General features: G+C 44.0%; 16 protein-coding genes. 11 read left to right on the top strand and 5 right to left on the bottom strand.

The window, feature by feature from the left end; translation table 11 throughout:
- Positions 1 to 8 precede the first annotated feature (8 nt).
- Positions 9 to 878, top strand: coding sequence for an ATP phosphoribosyltransferase (hisG, locus tag L9W92_RS15115; RefSeq protein WP_240084581.1), 870 nt, complete (start codon positions 9 to 11; stop codon positions 876 to 878).
- On the opposite strand, the gene L9W92_RS15120 is transcribed toward hisG, so the two are convergent.
- The 5 genes from L9W92_RS15120 to L9W92_RS15140 form a co-directional block, all read right to left on the bottom strand.
- Entirely contained in the window at positions 879 to 2,177 is a 1,299-nt protein-coding gene (locus L9W92_RS15120; RefSeq protein WP_240084582.1) for an amidohydrolase, read from the bottom strand. It lies immediately after the preceding gene.
- A 20-nt stretch (positions 2,178 to 2,197) separates the two neighbouring features.
- Complete coding sequence (locus L9W92_RS15125; RefSeq protein WP_240084584.1) at positions 2,198 to 3,448, bottom strand: adenosylhomocysteinase; 1,251 nt, start codon at positions 3,446 to 3,448, stop codon at positions 2,198 to 2,200.
- A gap of 22 nt (positions 3,449 to 3,470) precedes the next feature.
- Positions 3,471 to 4,508 (bottom strand): S-methyl-5-thioribose-1-phosphate isomerase, encoded by a 1,038-nt coding sequence (gene mtnA / locus L9W92_RS15130; RefSeq protein WP_376741819.1) that lies wholly within the window; start codon positions 4,506 to 4,508, stop codon positions 3,471 to 3,473.
- Between the two features lie 66 nt (positions 4,509 to 4,574).
- A complete protein-coding gene (gene mtnP, locus L9W92_RS15135; RefSeq protein ID WP_240084585.1) occupies positions 4,575 to 5,357 on the bottom strand; it encodes an S-methyl-5'-thioadenosine phosphorylase in 783 nt (260 codons plus the stop codon).
- A gap of 151 nt (positions 5,358 to 5,508) precedes the next feature.
- A complete protein-coding gene (locus L9W92_RS15140) occupies positions 5,509 to 5,805 on the bottom strand; it encodes a hypothetical protein (RefSeq protein WP_240084597.1) in 297 nt (98 codons plus the stop codon).
- A gap of 105 nt (positions 5,806 to 5,910) precedes the next feature.
- On the opposite strand from L9W92_RS15140, the gene rlmD reads away from it, so the two are divergent.
- The 10 genes from rlmD to L9W92_RS15190 all read left to right on the top strand — a co-directional run bounded on the left by rlmD (position 5,911) and on the right by L9W92_RS15190 (position 17,057).
- On the top strand, positions 5,911 to 7,317 hold the full coding sequence (gene rlmD, locus L9W92_RS15145; protein WP_240084586.1) for a 23S rRNA (uracil(1939)-C(5))-methyltransferase RlmD: 1,407 nt from the start codon (positions 5,911 to 5,913) through the stop codon (positions 7,315 to 7,317).
- Positions 7,318 to 7,442: 125 nt separating this feature from the next.
- A complete protein-coding gene (locus L9W92_RS15150; RefSeq protein ID WP_240084587.1) occupies positions 7,443 to 8,690 on the top strand; it encodes a recombinase family protein in 1,248 nt (415 codons plus the stop codon).
- Positions 8,691 to 8,769: 79 nt separating this feature from the next.
- A complete protein-coding gene (locus tag L9W92_RS15155) occupies positions 8,770 to 9,666 on the top strand; it encodes a DNA adenine methylase (RefSeq protein ID WP_240084588.1) in 897 nt (298 codons plus the stop codon).
- Positions 9,667 to 9,680: 14 nt separating this feature from the next.
- Positions 9,681 to 11,255, top strand: a complete 1,575-nt coding sequence (locus L9W92_RS15160; protein WP_240084589.1) for an ATP-binding protein — start codon at positions 9,681 to 9,683, stop codon at positions 11,253 to 11,255.
- A 396-nt stretch (positions 11,256 to 11,651) separates the two neighbouring features.
- Complete coding sequence (locus tag L9W92_RS15165; RefSeq protein WP_240084590.1) at positions 11,652 to 12,908, top strand: recombinase family protein; 1,257 nt, start codon at positions 11,652 to 11,654, stop codon at positions 12,906 to 12,908.
- Positions 12,909 to 13,222: 314 nt separating this feature from the next.
- Positions 13,223 to 14,074, top strand: a complete 852-nt coding sequence (locus tag L9W92_RS15170) for a BRO family protein (protein WP_240084591.1) — start codon at positions 13,223 to 13,225, stop codon at positions 14,072 to 14,074.
- Between the two features lie 17 nt (positions 14,075 to 14,091).
- A complete protein-coding gene (locus L9W92_RS15175; RefSeq protein WP_240084592.1) occupies positions 14,092 to 14,490 on the top strand; it encodes a hypothetical protein in 399 nt (132 codons plus the stop codon).
- Between the two features lie 92 nt (positions 14,491 to 14,582).
- The gene (locus tag L9W92_RS15180; protein ID WP_240084593.1) at positions 14,583 to 15,026 is read left to right on the top strand and encodes a YkgJ family cysteine cluster protein; all 444 of its coding nucleotides are present in this window, start codon (positions 14,583 to 14,585) and stop codon (positions 15,024 to 15,026) included.
- A gap of 24 nt (positions 15,027 to 15,050) precedes the next feature.
- Positions 15,051 to 15,248, top strand: a complete 198-nt coding sequence (locus tag L9W92_RS15185) for a hypothetical protein (protein WP_240084594.1) — start codon at positions 15,051 to 15,053, stop codon at positions 15,246 to 15,248.
- 24 nt (positions 15,249 to 15,272) lie between these two features.
- On the top strand, positions 15,273 to 17,057 hold the full coding sequence (locus L9W92_RS15190) for a hypothetical protein (RefSeq protein WP_240084595.1): 1,785 nt from the start codon (positions 15,273 to 15,275) through the stop codon (positions 17,055 to 17,057).
- Positions 17,058 to 17,344: the final 287 nt, after the last annotated feature.

A 17,344-nucleotide genomic window follows, 5' to 3' on the forward strand; every position in this document is an offset into this window, starting at 1 on the left:
GATTAAACTTGAAACTACGTCTCGGCTTACCAAAAGGCAGTCTCCAGGAGGCTACCTTTCAACTTTTTAAACAGGCTGGTTTTAACATATCCGTCCGTAGCCGCTCCTATTTCCCGGCGGTAAATGATCCCGAACTGGAGATAGTGCTGATGCGGGCGCAGGAGATCCCTCGCTATGTTTACGAAGGAGTGCTTGACGCGGGGATTAGCGGGTTGGACTGGATTATGGAAAACGAGGCGGATGTGGTTGAGGTTGCCGACATGGTCTATGCCAAGAATACCTCAAATCCGATCCGCCTGGTCATTGCAGTGGCCGACAACAGTGACATAAAAAACGTGTCTGATCTTAACGGCAGGCGTGTTGCGACCGAACTGGTCCGGGTAACAAGGAAATACTTGGCAGAAAACAGTGTCGATGCTTTAGTCGAGTACTCTTACGGCGCTACAGAAGTTAAAGTACCCCATTTGGTTGACGCCATAGCGGACATAACCGAAACGGGAAGTTCGCTGAAGGCTAATAATTTGCGTATTATTGCCACCATTCTTGAATCAACCACCAAACTGCACGCAAACCACAGTTCCTGGGAAGACCCATGGAAAAGGGAAAAACTGCAGAGCATGGCCGTCCTTCTGCAGGGGGCGCTTCGTGCCAGGTCTAAAGTCGGGCTGAAAATGAATGTGCCCGGCGCAATGCTTGAAACCATTCTTGATGTCTTGCCAGCGATGAAACAACCAACCATATCACAGCTGGTGCACAGCGACTGGGTTGCCGTAGAGGTTATCCTGGAGGAAAGACAGGTGCGCGACCTTATTCCCGCGTTAAAGAAGGCCGGTGCGCAGGATATCATTGAATATCCATTGACCAAGGTGATTCCGTAATCATCCGGTCAGCCGGTTTGCCCTCAATTGCGCTTCCCGCACAACTTCTTCTTCGTCCATTGTCAATACTTGTCTGTGCTCCATGAGAATCTTGCCGTCCACTATCACTGTGTCCACATCGGCGGAATGGGCGGCGTAAACCAGGTTGGCAGTGAGGTTGTGCTGCGGGCAAAAGTGCGGGCGGCGTTTGTCGATTAAGATTAAGTCCGCTTTCATACCTGCTTTCAACAGGCCGATTTCACCGTCCAGTCCAAGTACACGCGCGCCGTTGGCGGTAGCTGTCCTTAACGCGGTAAAGGCTGGCATTACAGTTGGATCACCGGCAGAAACTTTCTGCAGCATGGCGGCGCTGCGCATCTCTTCCAGCATGTCCAGATTGTTATTGCTGGCTGCTCCGTCGGTGCCCAGGCCGACATTGACGCCGGCTTTCAGCAGGCCTGTTACCGGCGCGGCGCCGCTGGCCAGTTTCATATTGCTTTCGGGACAGTGGGCCACTCCGACGTTATTTCGGGCCAGAATCTCCATGTCCGCGTCGTCCAGGTGGACGCAGTGGGCGGCCAGCACCGGCAGCGCAAAAAGTCCCAGACTGTTCAGGTGCCCGACAGGGGTTCTGCCGTAGCTGGTCTTAATTTGTTCCACCTCGCTTTTCGTTTCGGCCACATGAATATGCAGGCCGGCCCCGTATTTACCGGCCAGTTCGATCACCTGCTCAAGATATTCAGGCGGGCAGGTGTACGGGGCGTGCGGACCAAACATCACTTTAATCCTGCCGCCGGCCATGCCGTTCCATTCTTTAAAGAAGTTAACGTTTTCTTCCAAAGCCAAAGCGCCATTAGGCGCGTTGCCAATCAAGCCCCGGGAGAGGCAGGCGCGCAGGCCGCTTTTTTCCACGGCCAGGGCAACCTGGTCCATGATAAAATACATGTCCACGAAAGTGGTGGTGCCCGATTTAATCATTTCCAGGCAGCAGAGCATGGCGCCCCAGTAAATATCCTCAGGCTCCAGCTTATTTTCCACCGGCCAGATTTTTTCTGAAAGCCATTCCATCAGGGGCAGGTCGTCGGCGTAGCTGCGCAGCAGGGTCATGGCGGCATGGGTGTGGCAGTTGATGAAGCCGGGCATGGCAATCATGCCGGAACCGTTAATAATCCGTTCCGCCCGGCCTTCCGGGGGAATCGACCCGCGCGGCCCCAGAGCGGCAATCCGTCCGCCTGTGATAAAGATCTCACCATTCTCGATGATATTTTCAGACCCCTCCATGGTGAGAACAGTTGCTCCTTGAATCAATATGTCAGCCATCAGAATCCTCCTGAAATTAGTTATTCTTGCCAGTTGCTCATATACTCGGATTGTTCACCGGTCAGGTGATCGATTTCAATTCCCAAAGACTTTAGCTTGAGATAAGCTACCCGCCGGTCTATTTCTTCCGGCACGCGGTAAAGCTTTTTGCTCATTTTACCGGCGCTTTCTTTGATGTGCCTGGCTGACAGCGCTTGAATAGCGAAAGACATATCCATAATCTCCGCCGGGTGGCCGTCACCGGCCGCCAGGTTGACTAGGCGCCCCTCGGCCAGCAGGTATATCCTGCGGCCGTCTGCCAGGGTAAACTGCTCGACGTTTTGGCGGGCCAAGCGGCGTTCCACTGTCAAGCCGGCTAATTCCGGCTTGTTTATTTCAACATCAAAATGACCGGCGTTGGCCAGGATGGCGCCGTCTTTCATCTTATTGAAATGAGACCGGCGCAGGACATCACGGCAGCCTGTCACTGTGACGAAAACATCACCTTCTGAGGCAGCCTGTTCGCTGCTCAGCACCTGATAACCGTCCATGCAGGCCTCGATTGCCCTGACCGGGTCCACTTCGCACACAATCACCCGCGCACCCAAACCTTTCGCGCGCATGGCGATACCCTTGCCGCACCAGCCATAGCCCAGCACCACGACAACTTTTCCCGCCACCACCAGGTTGGTTGTGCGCATTATTCCGGACCAGGCTGATTCGCCGGTGCCGTACCGGTTGTCAAAAAGGTACTTGCAGAAAGCGTTGTTTACCGCCATCATCGGGAAAAGCAACTTTCCTTCCCGGTCGAGCGCCTCCAGCCGCCTGACTCCGGTTGTGGTTTCTTCACACCCGCCGATGATGTCTGATGCCTGGCCTTTGCGCTCGGTATGAAGCAGGTTGACTAAATCCCCGCCGTCGTCGATTACTATCTGGGGCCGGGTATCCAGCACATGGAGCAAATGTTCCTTGTATTCCTGGTCAGTGGCGTTGTACCAGGCGTAAACGTTCAGCCCGGCCGCGGCCAGGGCGGCTGTTACGTCATCTTGGGTGGACAGCGGGTTTGAGCCGGTTATGGCAACTTTTGCGCCGCCGGCTTGGACCACTTCAGCCAGATATGCCGTTTTGGCCTCCAGGTGGATTGATAATGCCACCCGCAAACCGGCAAACGGCTTATCCCGCTCGAATTCTTCCCTGATGGCGTTTAACACAGGCATGTGCGCCCGCACCCAGTCTATTTTCAGCCTGCCGCTTGGCGCGAGGTCAATATTTCTCACTATATAATCAGGCATGTTGAGCAGTTTCCTCCTATTCTCAAATATTTATTAATTTCTCAAGGTTTTCCCGGTAAGCCGGGTAGACAGCGCCTTTTTCGGTAATAATGCCTGTTACCAGGTGATTAGGAGTTACGTCGAAGGCGGGATTCCATGCCTTCACCCCCAATGGCGCCACGGGTTTTCCAGCCAGATGGGTTATCTCAGCTTGATCGCGTTCCTCTATCGGAATCTCCGCGCCGGATGCCAGGCTCATGTCTATGGTAGACGTCGGCGCGGCGACATAAAAGGGGAGGTTGTGGGCTTTGGCCAGAACCGCCAGGCTGTATGTGCCGATCTTGTTGGCCACATCGCCGTTGGCCGCGATGCGGTCGGCTCCCACAATGATCAAATCTACTTTTTGGGTGGCCATCAGGTAGCCGGCCATGTTGTCTGTGATCAGAGTCACCGGAATATGCTCGCGCAGCATTTCCCAGGCCGTCAGCCTGGCACCCTGCAGAAGAGGCCTGGTTTCGTCGGCAACGACGCTGATATTCTTGCCTGCCTCCCGGGCCGCCCTGATCACGCCAAGCGCGGTCCCGTAGCCGGCGGTGGCCAGCGCGCCGGCGTTGCAGTGGGTGAGAATACGAGCCCCATTTGGTATTAAAGCCTGCCCATGTCTGCCGATCCTGCGGTTGGTCTCAACATCCTCTTGACAAATGAGGTTGGCTTCTTCCAGGAGTATCGCCCGCAATGTGTTAATATCTTCACCTTTATCTATATGCAGTTTTTTAATCATTCTATCCAATGCCCAGCGCAAGTTCACCGCGGTGGGCCGGGTGGCCGACAGCTCCCGGGCGATTGCCTGCACCCCTGAAATAAATTCTTCTTTTTTTGGCGCATTCAGCTTCATTGCCCCCAGGGTTAATCCGTAAGCGGCCGCTGCGCCTATGGCCGGTGCTCCACGCACAGCCAGTCTTTTGATTGCAACGGCAACGTCAAGGTAGTCCCGGCACTTTAAATAAGTTATTTTAGCAGGCAGTTCGGTTTGATCCAATAGTTCCAAACAGCCTTCTTCAAGCCAGCGCATCGTTTCCAAAAAACCTTCTCCTTTTTGTAAATCAATTGCAAAATAAAGCTCACAGCCTGGAGCTTGCTGTTCTTGCTATAGCGGATCTATCACATGATGACAGAAACAGACGCGCTCCTGATCAATCCAGACAACAGTCTGCATCAAAAGCTTTCTGATGTTCTCGCTATTCAGCGCCATCATGTCCAAAACTTCCTGGTGAGTAAGGTTGGTAGATGATATGCCGGCGGCATAGTTGGTTACCATGGCGATGGTTGCGTAGCACATTTCCGCTTCCCTGGCGAGCGCAACCTCAGGCACTCCGGTCATACCAACCAGGTCGCCGCCGAACAGGCGGTACATTTTTATCTCAGCGGTTGTTTCAAAACGGGGACCTTCGGTGCATATATAAGTACCGTTAGCGTGGGCAATCAACCCTTGTTCGCGGGCCGCCCTGGAAAGAATGTCTCTTAATCCCGGACAGTACGGATTAGTCAGGTCAATATGGACCACACCGGCGTCGCCACCTTCAAAAAAGGTTGTCTGCCGGGTTTTGGTGAAATCTAAAAACTGATCAACGAAAACAAAGTGGCCCGGCTGCATGGACGGATTAAGTGAACCTACCGCGGCGGTAGCCAGCACATATTTTACCCCGAGCTTCTTTAATGCCGCTATGTTGGCGCGGTAATTAACGAGATGCGGAGGAACAGAGTGTTTCTCTCCGTGACGGTTCATAAAAGCTACCTGCCTGCCCTGATAGTCGCCAATTTTAAGCTGGACATCTCCGTATGGAGTAGGAACTGTCTCATCGCGGATATCATTCATAATGTCGGGATTATAGACACCAGTGCCGCCGATAATGGCAATTTTGACGCTCAAAATGACGCCCCCTATTTCTGTAAATTTTGGTTCGATAGTGATTTTTAATAATGTAATTATTCGCCTCTTGCACATTCATTCCTTTTTTTGATCTATTGTATAAGAATAAAATGGCCAGGACGCGCAAAAATGCTGCTGTATTTCTCAGGAGTCAGCTCTTGTTCAGTCGCCGGAATTTAACATTAGTATCAAAATGACAGCTAGGACAGGCGAACAGGTGGACACAAAAATCATGGCTGTATGATCTGTAGCCGTCCTCATAAATTTCCTGTTCGAGGAAAGCGCTATAGTTGTCGTAAAAATCCTGAATAACACCGGCGTCATACATTGAGCAACCGCATAACGGACAGTTTTTACTTACTGTAACAAGACTATTGCACACAGGACATACGGACATAATTAGATCACCTTCTTGGATTACGTTATTTAAATAGCTGCCCAAAACCATTGACAACCACGATGCTTAAATTGTAATATGCGCTGGAAAGGTTGCCGTTATGAACAAAGAGGGAATACTGTCTTTAAAAAACCGGGATGTTTTTCGGAGGTTACTTTGATAACAAGACTTCCTTTAAGAATTGGAGAAAATGTTGCGGTTGAGATTACTGGCCTGACTCATGGCGGGGACGGTGTCGGGCGCCATATGGGCGTAACTGTCTTTGTGCCGCTTACCGTTCCCGGTGACAAGGTTATAGCTGAGATATCGGAAATAAAGAGGAATTTTGCCCGCGGCAAACTTAAGATGATTTGCGCCGGAGCACAGTCGAGGCGTGAACCGCTTTGTCCAGTTTATGCCCGCTGCGGGGGGTGCGGGCTCCAGCAAATGGCTTACGAAGAACAACTCAAGCAAAAAACCCGCATGGTGAAAGATAGCCTTGCCCGTATTAGCCGCCTGTACGAGGTTGAGGTTAAAGAAACTATCGGTACGGAATACCCCTGGCATTATCGAAATAAGGCCAGCTATCATGTGGAAGAAAAGCAGGGTGGTGTGTCGCTGGGTTTTTATGAAAGAGGCACTCACCGTCTGGTTTATAATGCGGACGAAGAGGGAATAGCCAGGAATGGCCCCAGGTGCCTGCTGGTGGATGAAGACTTGAATAAAACGGCTGAAGTAATTGAAACAGTTTTAAATAAATACCGGGTGGAAGTGTATAAGCATCGCCGGCGCCGTGGATTGCTAAGACAGGTTGTTTTACGAAAAGCAAACGCCACCGGTGAGTGCATGGCCGTTTTGGTCACGGGACCGGGAGAGTGGCCGGAAGAAAAGACTATTGCCGCTGATTTGTTAAAACAACTGCCGGCGTTGACATCTTTGATTAGGAACATCCATCACGGTCCCGAAGGAATAGAGATGGGGCTTGAAAATAGGCTTCTGGCCGGTCAGGAATACATGACAGACTGTATCGAAAGCCTCGCTTTTCGCATCTCAGCCGCTTCATTTTATCAGGTAAATCCCCACCAGACGCCTGTGCTGTATAATAAAGCGCTTGAATACGCCGGACTGACCGGTGGGGAAACAGTTGTGGACGCATACAGCGGCACTGGCACAATTGCCCTTTTTTTCGCGGGGCATGCCGGAATGGTGTACGGACTGGAAGTGGTGCCCGGGGCGGTGGAGGATGCCAGAGAAAACGCATTGTTAAACGGAATAAAAAACGCAGAGTTTCTGCACGGTGAAGTGGAAAAGCTCCTACCCGCACTGGCCACGCAAGGGCTTCGCCCTGATGTCGTGGTGCTGGACCCGCCCCGCCGGGGCTGTCGTGTTGCCGCCCTGGAAGCGCTGGCAGATATGGAAGCCCCGCGGGTTGTATATGTGTCATGCGATCCCGGCACGTTGGCCCGGGACTTGGGCTATCTGGCCGGTAAAGGATACGCGATTGAAGAGGTGCAGCCGGTGGATATGTTTCCGTGGACGACGCATGTGGAAGCCATAGTCCTGTTGCAACGTCAGAAACCTTGATAAATAAAGAGGTCGCGAGATTATAAGTGGAAATATGCTTTGACGTGAGTGAATGCCCTCACGTCTTTTTTTTTGGTAGAATATAAATGGGATACCCATTTTACATAGATAATTAAGGAAGGCAAATGAAAAATGTAAGGATTATACCTGCTATACCCAAAGAAAACAAAATGCTCAAAGTTGCCGCCTATTGCCGGGTCAGTACATCCGGACCGGAACAACTACGCAGCCTTGAAATTCAGATAAAAACCTACACCAAGTTTATACAAAGCCATCCTGATTGGATTATTGCAGGAGTGTTCCATGACATTGAAAGCGGTTTGCGCCGAAGTGGCAGAACCGGACTGGACAAAATGCTCAAGAAAGCGGCGAAAGGAAATATCGATTATATTATCACAAAGTCAATCAGTAGGGTATCAAGAGATACTGTGGAGGTTTTGAAAATTATAAGATTTTTAAGAGAGCGAGGGATCAATATGCATTTTGAAAATGAGAAGCTGGATTCAATCAATGTGGACAAAGAATTTGAGATTGCACTGAGGGGTATGCTGGCGCAGGATGAGAGTCGGAATACTAGCGAAAACATTCAGTGGGGTTTTCAGCGCAAGTTCGATAAGGGTGATATCTTCACGAAGTATAAAAATTTCATGGGATACACTTGCGTAGACGGCGAGATTGTTATTGTTCCGGAGCAAGCGGAAGTGGTCAGAAATATATTTGATTTGTATTTAAAGGGATTGACGTTCGGGCAGATAAAATCTTATCTGGAATCTCAGGGGGTTAAGACCGTGACGGGCAAGGAGCATTGGGACACGACAACGATCCAGAAGATGCTAAAAAACGAGAAATACAAAGGCGATACTTTGCTGCAAAAGACTTTTACGGAAGACTATATGACAGGTAAGAAAGTCAAGAATATTGGACAACGCAGCCGGTATTATGTAAAGGACAGCCATCCGGCTATTGTTTCTGCTGAAGTGTTTGGTAAAGTACAGGAAGAAATGGCTAAGCGTGCAAGATTACTTCATAATGATGATGGCACAATAGAATCCAGCGCTAGTAAATATAACGGGAAATACCTTTTGGGGAATCTACTTGTCTGCGGTAATTGTGGAGCATCTTATCGGAGAAGAACGGAAAGGGGTAAGGTGGTCTGGAGGTGCGCGACAAGAATTGAAAAGGGTAAAGAGGCATGCTCCCATTCCCCCACCTTGTGTGAAGTGTGGGTTAAGAACATTCTTGGCAAAATGGTTTACGAGAATGGCGCTTATGATGAAAACATTATTAGAGATAATGTTGATAAGATTCTGATTTTTGATAAGCATATAGAAATTCGTAACATAGATGGTTCTAAGATAAATGTTTCAATTTGATTGTTTTTTTGTTCTGTATATACTATAATTTGGATATGCAGAGTTGTGTCAAAAATTGTAATGGCGGGGAGGTGTTTTGTTGAATCGATCTCCATTAAGGTATCCTGGTGGTAAAAGCAATATTACTCCATTAATTAAATTTATTATTAAGAAGAAAAGTGCCAATGCGCTTGATTGTTTTACATATATTGAGCCATTTGCAGGCGGCGCAGGAGTCGCGGTAAACCTTCTCCTCGACGGCGTGGTTTCTTCTGTTGTAATAAACGACTATGATAAAGCAATCTATTCTTTTTGGAGAGCACTAAAAGATGAGACAGATGCCCTTATAGAATTAATAAGAAGAACCCCAGTTACGGTCGAAGAATGGTATAAACAAAAGAATATTTACTTGGCAGAAAATCGAAAATATTCATTGAAATTAGGTTTTGCTGCCTTTTTTCTTAATAGAACTAATCGTTCAGGCATCCTTAATGCAGCAGGACCCATAGGGGGTTATGAACAAAAGGGTACGTATTTGATTGATGCTCGGTTTAACAAAGAAGTATTAATAGAACGCATACAAAATATTGCGGCTCACAAAAAGCATATTTTTATATACAACAAAGAAATCAGGAGTTTCATAACCCAAATACTGCCTAAATATAGGAATCATGCATTTGTGTACTTTGATCCACCGTATTTTTCAAATGGGAAAAGACTGTACAAGAATTTTCTTAAACATGAGGATCATGCTGAAATTGCGAGATATATAAGTCAAAATGTTTTGTGTGATTGGATATTGACGTATGATGACGCTCCTCAAATTCATGATATTTACTCACAATATCAATATACCGCCAGAAAATATAATTTGAATTATAGTGTAGCGAATAAGGGAAAAGGAACCGAGTTGTTATTATTTAAATCGCCAGAACTGTTGCCGACAAAGCAGGAGATGGATTCATATCTGAGGCATTTAGCAATTAGTACATATTAAGGTGGGGCTAGAAGATGTATAAAAGCATCAAGATTAGGGATTTCAGGCTATTCAAAGATCAGAAAATATTATTGGGTAAATATCTCACGATTCTGAGTGGTCGAAATTCTACAGGTAAATCTACAATCCTTGGAATGATTGCAAACTCTGGAGAACTAAAGAAGAAAGATGGAGTAACATATTTATTAAAACCTTTCCGAGCTGATTTTAGTGAGCTGTTTAAGGGTAGCAAGACATTTGATACTATTGGAGCAAACCGTTTTGAAATCACTTTATGTGATAAGGATGGTAATGTTTTTGACTATAGAAGTTTTAGAGCTGCTTGGCAACAAAAGGATAAAGATAGAAGGCACAAAACATTGACAGAGGATAAAAGTGAGACAGCAGAAGAACTTGATAAATCAATGAACGATATTCGTTCTGTAAAAAGAGATCGGTTCCGCATTATACCATTTAAGAAAGAAGATGGTAAACAAACTGAGGCCAAGTTTAACTACCCGGTTCTTTACCTTGGCTTATCACGTTTATTTCCTTTGGGAGAGTCTAGCGATGACTCAATAGCTACAAAAGCTATAAATTTTAAAAGTGAAGATCATAAGAACTGGTTTATCACTAATTATAAGTCTATATTGTCAATGCAGACGGATGTTAAGGATATAACAAATTACAGTATCGGCGAAACTGACAAAAAGAGTGGTATTGGGATAAATACAGATGAATACGATTATCTAACAAATTCATCAGGTCAAGACAATTTAGGTCAAATTCTTCTTGCATTGCTTTCTTTTCGAAAACTTAAAGAAGATAGTGGCACCGCTTGGAATGGCGGCATTTTGTTAATTGATGAAATAGAATCTACTCTTCATCCGGCAGCCCAGAATAGGCTGGTTCAGTTGTTTATTCAAGAAGCACGCGCAAATGAGCTTCAAATTGTCCTGACAACACATAGTATAAGCCTAATTAGGGATATTTGTGGCAAAACTGCATATAATAAACACGATGATAACGTGAATAACGATATTGAGCTTTATTACCTCACGAACGCTAATAGAAGGCTTGAAATAAAACGCAATATCACTTTCACAGAAATTGAGCGTGATTTGTCTGTGACTTCCATTGTCCAAAGTTACAATAAAGTTAAGGTGTATTCGGAAGATAGCGAAGCAAGGTGGTTTTTAAAATACTTGATTCCGGAATATTTGATTTATCTGGAGTTACTAGAAACAACCATCGGCTGTGACGAGCTTATTAATCTATATAATGCTGATATATCATATTTTGGAAATATCCTTATTGTTTTTGATGGTGACGTTTCGGAAAAGCAATTGAAAAAAATACCTGATCCTTTACGAGATAAGCTTGGAAATATAATTAAGCTTCCAGGCGATAAACGTCCTGAAGAAATTATTTATGAATACTTAAAAGACCTCCAGCCTGATGGAATGCCGAGACAAGCTCATTTGGCTTTACTTGGGATTATTTTAATGACCACGGGCCATTATCTGATGATTACAAATCAGAAAAGGAGCGTGAAAAATACAAGAAGTGGTTTATCGATCACAAGCCTTTTTTTGAATCGACCAAGCTGATAGACTTTTGGTTGCGTGACAATCCCGATATTGTAAGTTCTTTTAGGAAAGAATTTCAACTGACATACAATCGCATTGCAAAAAGAACTGCTGCTTCGGAGATGAGGTAGTACAACAGACTTGAAAGTTACCACATATAAGAAGTGTATAATTCAGAAGTAAATTGAAATATACCCTTCCACCAAGGGGGTACCAGACTGGTACGACATACTTATTATATCCTCAAGGCATGTGGAAGCCATAATCCTGTTGCAACAGCGGAAACCTTGATGAATAGCTGGTTTGAGGGATTATTGGAAGAAAAAATGCTTTTGCGTGAGAGGATGCTTTCACGTCTTTTCTTTTGTAAAATATAAATGGGATTTCCTATTTTAAATAGATGACTAAAGAAGGCAAATGAAGAATATAAGGATCATACCTGCCATACACAAAGAAAATAAAATGCTCAAGGTTGCCGCCTATTGCCGGGTCAGCACATCCGGACCGGAACAACTACGCAGCCTTGAGATTCAGATAAAAACCTATACGAAAATGATACGCAGCCATACCGATTGGATTTATGCTGGAGTATTCTATGACGTTGAAAGCGGACTTCGTCGAAACAGCAGAACCGGGTTGGGCAAAATGCTCAGGAAAGCAGCGAAAGGCAAAATCGATTATATCATCACCAAGTCAATCAGCAGGGTGTCAAGAGACACGCTGGAGGTTTTGGAAATAATAAGATTTTTAAGAGAGCGAGGGATCAATTTGCATTTTGAAAATGAGAAGCTGGATTCGATTGATGCTGATAAGGAATTTGAGATTACACTGAGGGGTATGCTGGCACAGGATGAGTGCCGGAATACAAGTGAGAATATCCAGTGGGGATTTCAACGCAAGTTTGAAAAGGGCGATATATTTACCAAGTATAAGAATTTTATGGGATATACCTGCGTAGATGGCGAAATTGTTATCGTTCCTGAGCAGGCAGAGGTCGTCAGAAAAATGTTTGACTTGTATTTGCAAGGCCTGTCATTCGGGCAGATAAAGACTTATCTGGAATCTCAAGGGATTAAAACAGTAACGGGCAAAGATATTTGGGATACAAAAACGATTCAGAAGATGCTCAAGAATGAGAAATACAAAGGTGATACGATGCTGCAAAAGACTTTTACCGAAGATTTTATGACAGGCAAGAAAAGCAAGAATATTGGGCAACGCAATCGGTATTACGTACAGGACAGCCATCCGGCGATTGTTTCTGCCGAAGTGTTTGATAAAGTACAGGAAGAAATGGCCAAGCGCTCAAGGTTTGTCAGTAAAGAGGATGGTACGGTAGTAAGCAGTACAAGCAAATATAACGGTAAATATCTTCTGGGGAATTTGCTCGAATGTGGGGATTGCGGCGTTTCGTATCGGAGAAGGACTGAAAGAGGTAAAGTAGTTTGGCGTTGCGCGACACGGATTGAGAAAGGGAAAGCGGAATGCCCTGACTCCCCTACTCTTGATGAAGGATGGATACACGATGTTATGGGCGAAGTGGTTTACCGGAATGGAATTTATGATGAAGATATAATAAGGAAGGAAGTTGATAAAGTCCGGATTTTTGATACTTTTATCCTGATTTTTCGCACAGATGGGTCTCAGGAGAAAAGGTTATTCCAGAATGACTGAACCTGTGACATACTAATAATTGTCAATAAAAATGGAGGTAAAGCCTCCGGCACAGATTGATCGGGGTAATTCCCAAGGCAGAAGAAACAAGCTGGGAGACCTGTTTTATGCTAAAAAACTTGATAAATAAAGGCTTAAGCTGTTTTCCTCAATCGCTCATTATGTAACTCTTGAAGAGATAAAACAGATGGCAAGGATATTACTTACGAGATTATATTGAAGTAAGAACATGCGTTTGGTATAATATGTAATAAGATTACTCTCAAGCCTATCGAATTCGATAGGGTTAAATACTGGGGTAATGGAGGTTTGGGGTGGATAAAGAAAATTCAATCAAGTTATTCGAAGATAAAAGAGTTCGTGTTTTATGGGATGAAGAACAGGGAAAATGGTATTTTTCAATTATAGATGTGATAGCTATCTTGACTGAAAGCGAAAATCCACGTCACTACTGGACTGTGTTAAAAGGTCGATTGAAAAATGAAGGAAATGAAACGGTCACAAATTGTGAGCGTTTGAAAATGGTTGCTCCAGACGGCAAAATGCGCATGACAGATGTGGCCGACACAGAACAACTTTTGCGGCTTATTCAGTCAATCCCAAGTAAAAAAGCTGAACCGTTTAAACTATGGTTGGCTCGAGTAGGTAGCGAGCGGATTGATGAAACCGCTGATCCGGAGATCGCTATTGATCGTGCTTTGGAAACCTATCTAAAAAAAGGATATTCGCGCAATTGGATCAACCAGCGTTTGAAAACAATTGAAGTCCGCAAAGAATTGACCGATGAATGGGAAAAACGCGGCGTCAACGATAAGCGTGATTTTGCGATTTTAACCGATGAGATAACAAGGGCATGGTCGGGTAAGACAACAAGGCAATACAAAGAATTTAAGGGACTTAAAAAAGAGAATCTGCGAGACAACATGACTAATGTTGAGTTGGTACTGAATATGTTGGCGGAGGTTTCAACAACCGATATTTCCCGTCAGGATGAACCGGAAACAATGGAACAGCATAAAAAAGTCGCACAGCGCGGTGGTTCAGTTGCAAAGTCAGCGCGTGTGCAGTATGAAAAACAAACAGGGAAAAAGGCAGTAACACCTCTGAATGCCAAAAGCTTTAAAAGTTTGGCGGATAAAAATCAGCATGATGGAGATGAGGATTAATTTCTGAACAAGAATGTTTGGAAGAGGAACAAGGTGAAATATTAGTGAATAAAGAGGAACTAAAACATAAAGTACACTCTATTGTAAGCAGTACACTAAAGGAGAAAATTTATATATCCCCTGTAGAGTTACTGATGAAAATTGGAGTATTATCTGCTATAGATTATGAAGATTGGCGGTTCGGCCGTGTACCATACCTTGAAAAAGTATGTAAGATCAACTTGAGCAAATTGTCATTTATAACGAAAGAACTTAGAGCATATGCGCTGGAGAATCATTCAAAGTCCTCATGGACGGCATATAACCAGTGGGGTGTAAAAGGCAAGAAAATTCCCTTGTGCTTTAGCAAATCTGGGGATGCCGTTATAGAAGAAGCCTATGCTACACATTATGTTGTCAATGCTAATAATGAATAATGTGAGGTGAAAGAGAAGACATGCTGAAGCCGAGTGAAGTAAAAAAAGCAGCAAAGGCTATAGAGGCTGACAATATCAGATTCCGTTCTTTTTTGAAGAATCATGCTGATGAAGAAGAACTGGATAAGCAATTTCTGGCATTACATAATGAGCTGTTTGCTGATTATGACTGCAGAAAATGCAGGAACTGCTGCAAAATGTATAAAGGAACATTTCAGGAAGATGAACTGGAAAAAGCGGCGGGATACATGAATATAACAACTGACCAGTTTAAAGATTTCTTTCTGGAATTCGACGAAATAGGATACAACTATGAAACCAGGCACCGGCCATGTGATTTTTTGGATGAAGATGGAGAATGTAAACTGGGTAGCATGAAACCTGAAAGCTGTAAAACTTATCCACATACAAATCAGCCGGAAAGGTTAGGGAGTCTTTACAGTATGTTAAATGTGGTTGAAGTATGCCCAGTAGCTTTTGAGATATTTGAAAGATTAAAGGAAATCTATAGATTTAAAAGCAGACGGCGATATTGATTTGCCTATGCCAATGAAATTGTGGTGAATGAGCACAGGCCAGTTTGCATCCATAAAGACGGAGTATTTTTGCTTGATGATGCGGGCGGATTAAGTGGCTTTGCTGATTTTTTAGGGACTGTTTATGAAAGTGAAGACAAAAAAGAAAGGGATGAGCTTCGGGCATGGGCGAAGAGTCTTGGATGGAGCGAGAAAAAGATTGCGAATAAAAGGATATTGTAGTGTGATTGAAATACAGGGGGAAAGATGGATCAGAAAGAATTTGTCCGGAAATCAGATGAAATACTGAACAGTATGAGCATGGAGAAATTAAGAAGATGCCTGCATAATATTGCAAGAAAAACGCCTGAAAACAAGAGAGCATCATTTCTCCAGCTGCTTGAAGATTGTCATGATCAAGATGACCGAGAAGATAGTAAGTATGAGGGGACATTTCAGTATAAAAGATTGATACCTGATGAGAAAGTAAAAGAAAAGCTAAGTGATATAAAGAGAGCTTTTTCTAAAATAGAAAATGGCAAATTGCGTTTGTCGGCCCAAGGATATGAAGATTATTCCAATGGATATTGGGCAAGTGACTGGATATGGGAATATGAGGACAATGAAGGTATTGGCAGGATAATCGAGGATGCGGTTTTGTTTGCGCATGACTGTATGAATGATTGCAGATATGAAGAAGCAGTAACAATTTTTAAATTGGTTATGGATACCAAAATATTCGTTGAGGATGAAGATGGCGGAGATTCTTTTGAATTAAGCCTTGAAGAAATGGTCGATGAGAAACTGGTTGGAGTAAACTTGAAGGTACTTGCACTAGACGTACTGTATTCAAATTATCAATTGCAACCGGCCGTTCAACGGGCAAGCGTTTTGTATTCATATTTTACTTACCCTTATTTTAAGGAGATTCATATTGAGGACATTTTCTCGATAGGTAGAGAAGAGTTAAGGGATACGGATATATTTTGGCAATTTTGGATTGATTTTCTTAGGCAGCAGAGCGGTAAAGTTTCGGCACGTTTATTAAAAGAAGGTTCATTATATTATAAAGGAACGGAGGGTTTGCTGGAAATAGCGAGAAAAGGTTATAAAGAGCATCCATCCGTTTACTTGGCTGTGTTGTTGGAATACGAAAAGACTCATGATTATGAGAAAATGAAAGAGATTGGCAAAGAGGCACTTGCTAGAATAAAAAGTGATTTAAAAATACGCGGTGAAATTGCTTTGAAAACAGCTCAGGCGTCCGGTTGTTTAAATGACAGGGAATTTATGAAGGAATGTTGGTATCAAGCCTTTTACTCCAATTCAACCATACCTAATTATTTGAGACTTTTTACAGATGGAGAAGCGATAAGGGACTATAAAGATCTTGCGGAAAAAAGAATAGAAAAATTGCCTGTATCTGATAATCATTATAATCAGCACATATCTGAAATAGCAGAAAATAATATTACCGATCTAGAATATAAATATCTATACTTTTTCTCGGGACATTTTGAAATGATTAAAAGCTGGTGTATGGAACAGAGAAGTCCATTGGGCTGGAGCGGTAATTTTATCGGTTATGGTGTAGATTTATTACTGTTGTATTTATATGCGGATAATAATCTGAGAAAAGCCGGGAAAAAGATAGCAGTCCAGGTTTCAAACAGGATAGGGTTTAATGAGAGCAATAACCTTGTATTAATGAAAGAAAATTCTGTATTTGAAACTGAAGTGAGTACGCAAAAAGGCGAAGAAATATTTTGGAGTATCTTTTGTTTATGGAAAGTAAATTATGCAATAACTGTGGATGATATGAATTCATATGTGAAGTGGCTGGAATCCGTAATTGATAAAAGAATAGATGGAATTGTGGGTGGAAAATACAGAGATAAATATAATGATGTTGCTTTATTGGCAGCTGCATTGGGAGAAGTAAAAGAGTCATTAGATGTGAAAATGGCAAAAAGAATTGTTATAAACAGGTATTTAGAAAGATATCCACGGCACTCAGCCTTTCGAGGAGCATTGAAAGAATACATTGATTAAAGTTTTTATTAAAAATGCCTCAGTAACAACAATTTTTGTCAGAAGTATATCCTCCCGCCAAGGCCCAGCTAGGTTTAAGCGGCATCTTTTTTGTATCCTCAAGGCATGTGGAAACTGTTTGCCTACTATGCCGATAAATCAAGGGCACTGAAAAAGTCCATTTGCAGCAATGCAGATGGACTTTTTGTCCAAAATTTTTGTCCAAAAATGGTATAATTATTCATGAAAGAAGTTGAGTGAGCGGGGGAATCAAAAATGCTCATCGAAAATACTCAAATGAAACTTTC

It is taken from the genome of Pelotomaculum terephthalicicum JT (assembly GCF_022410535.1).
Classification (GTDB): Bacteria; Bacillota; Desulfotomaculia; order Desulfotomaculales; family Pelotomaculaceae; genus Pelotomaculum_D; species Pelotomaculum_D terephthalicicum.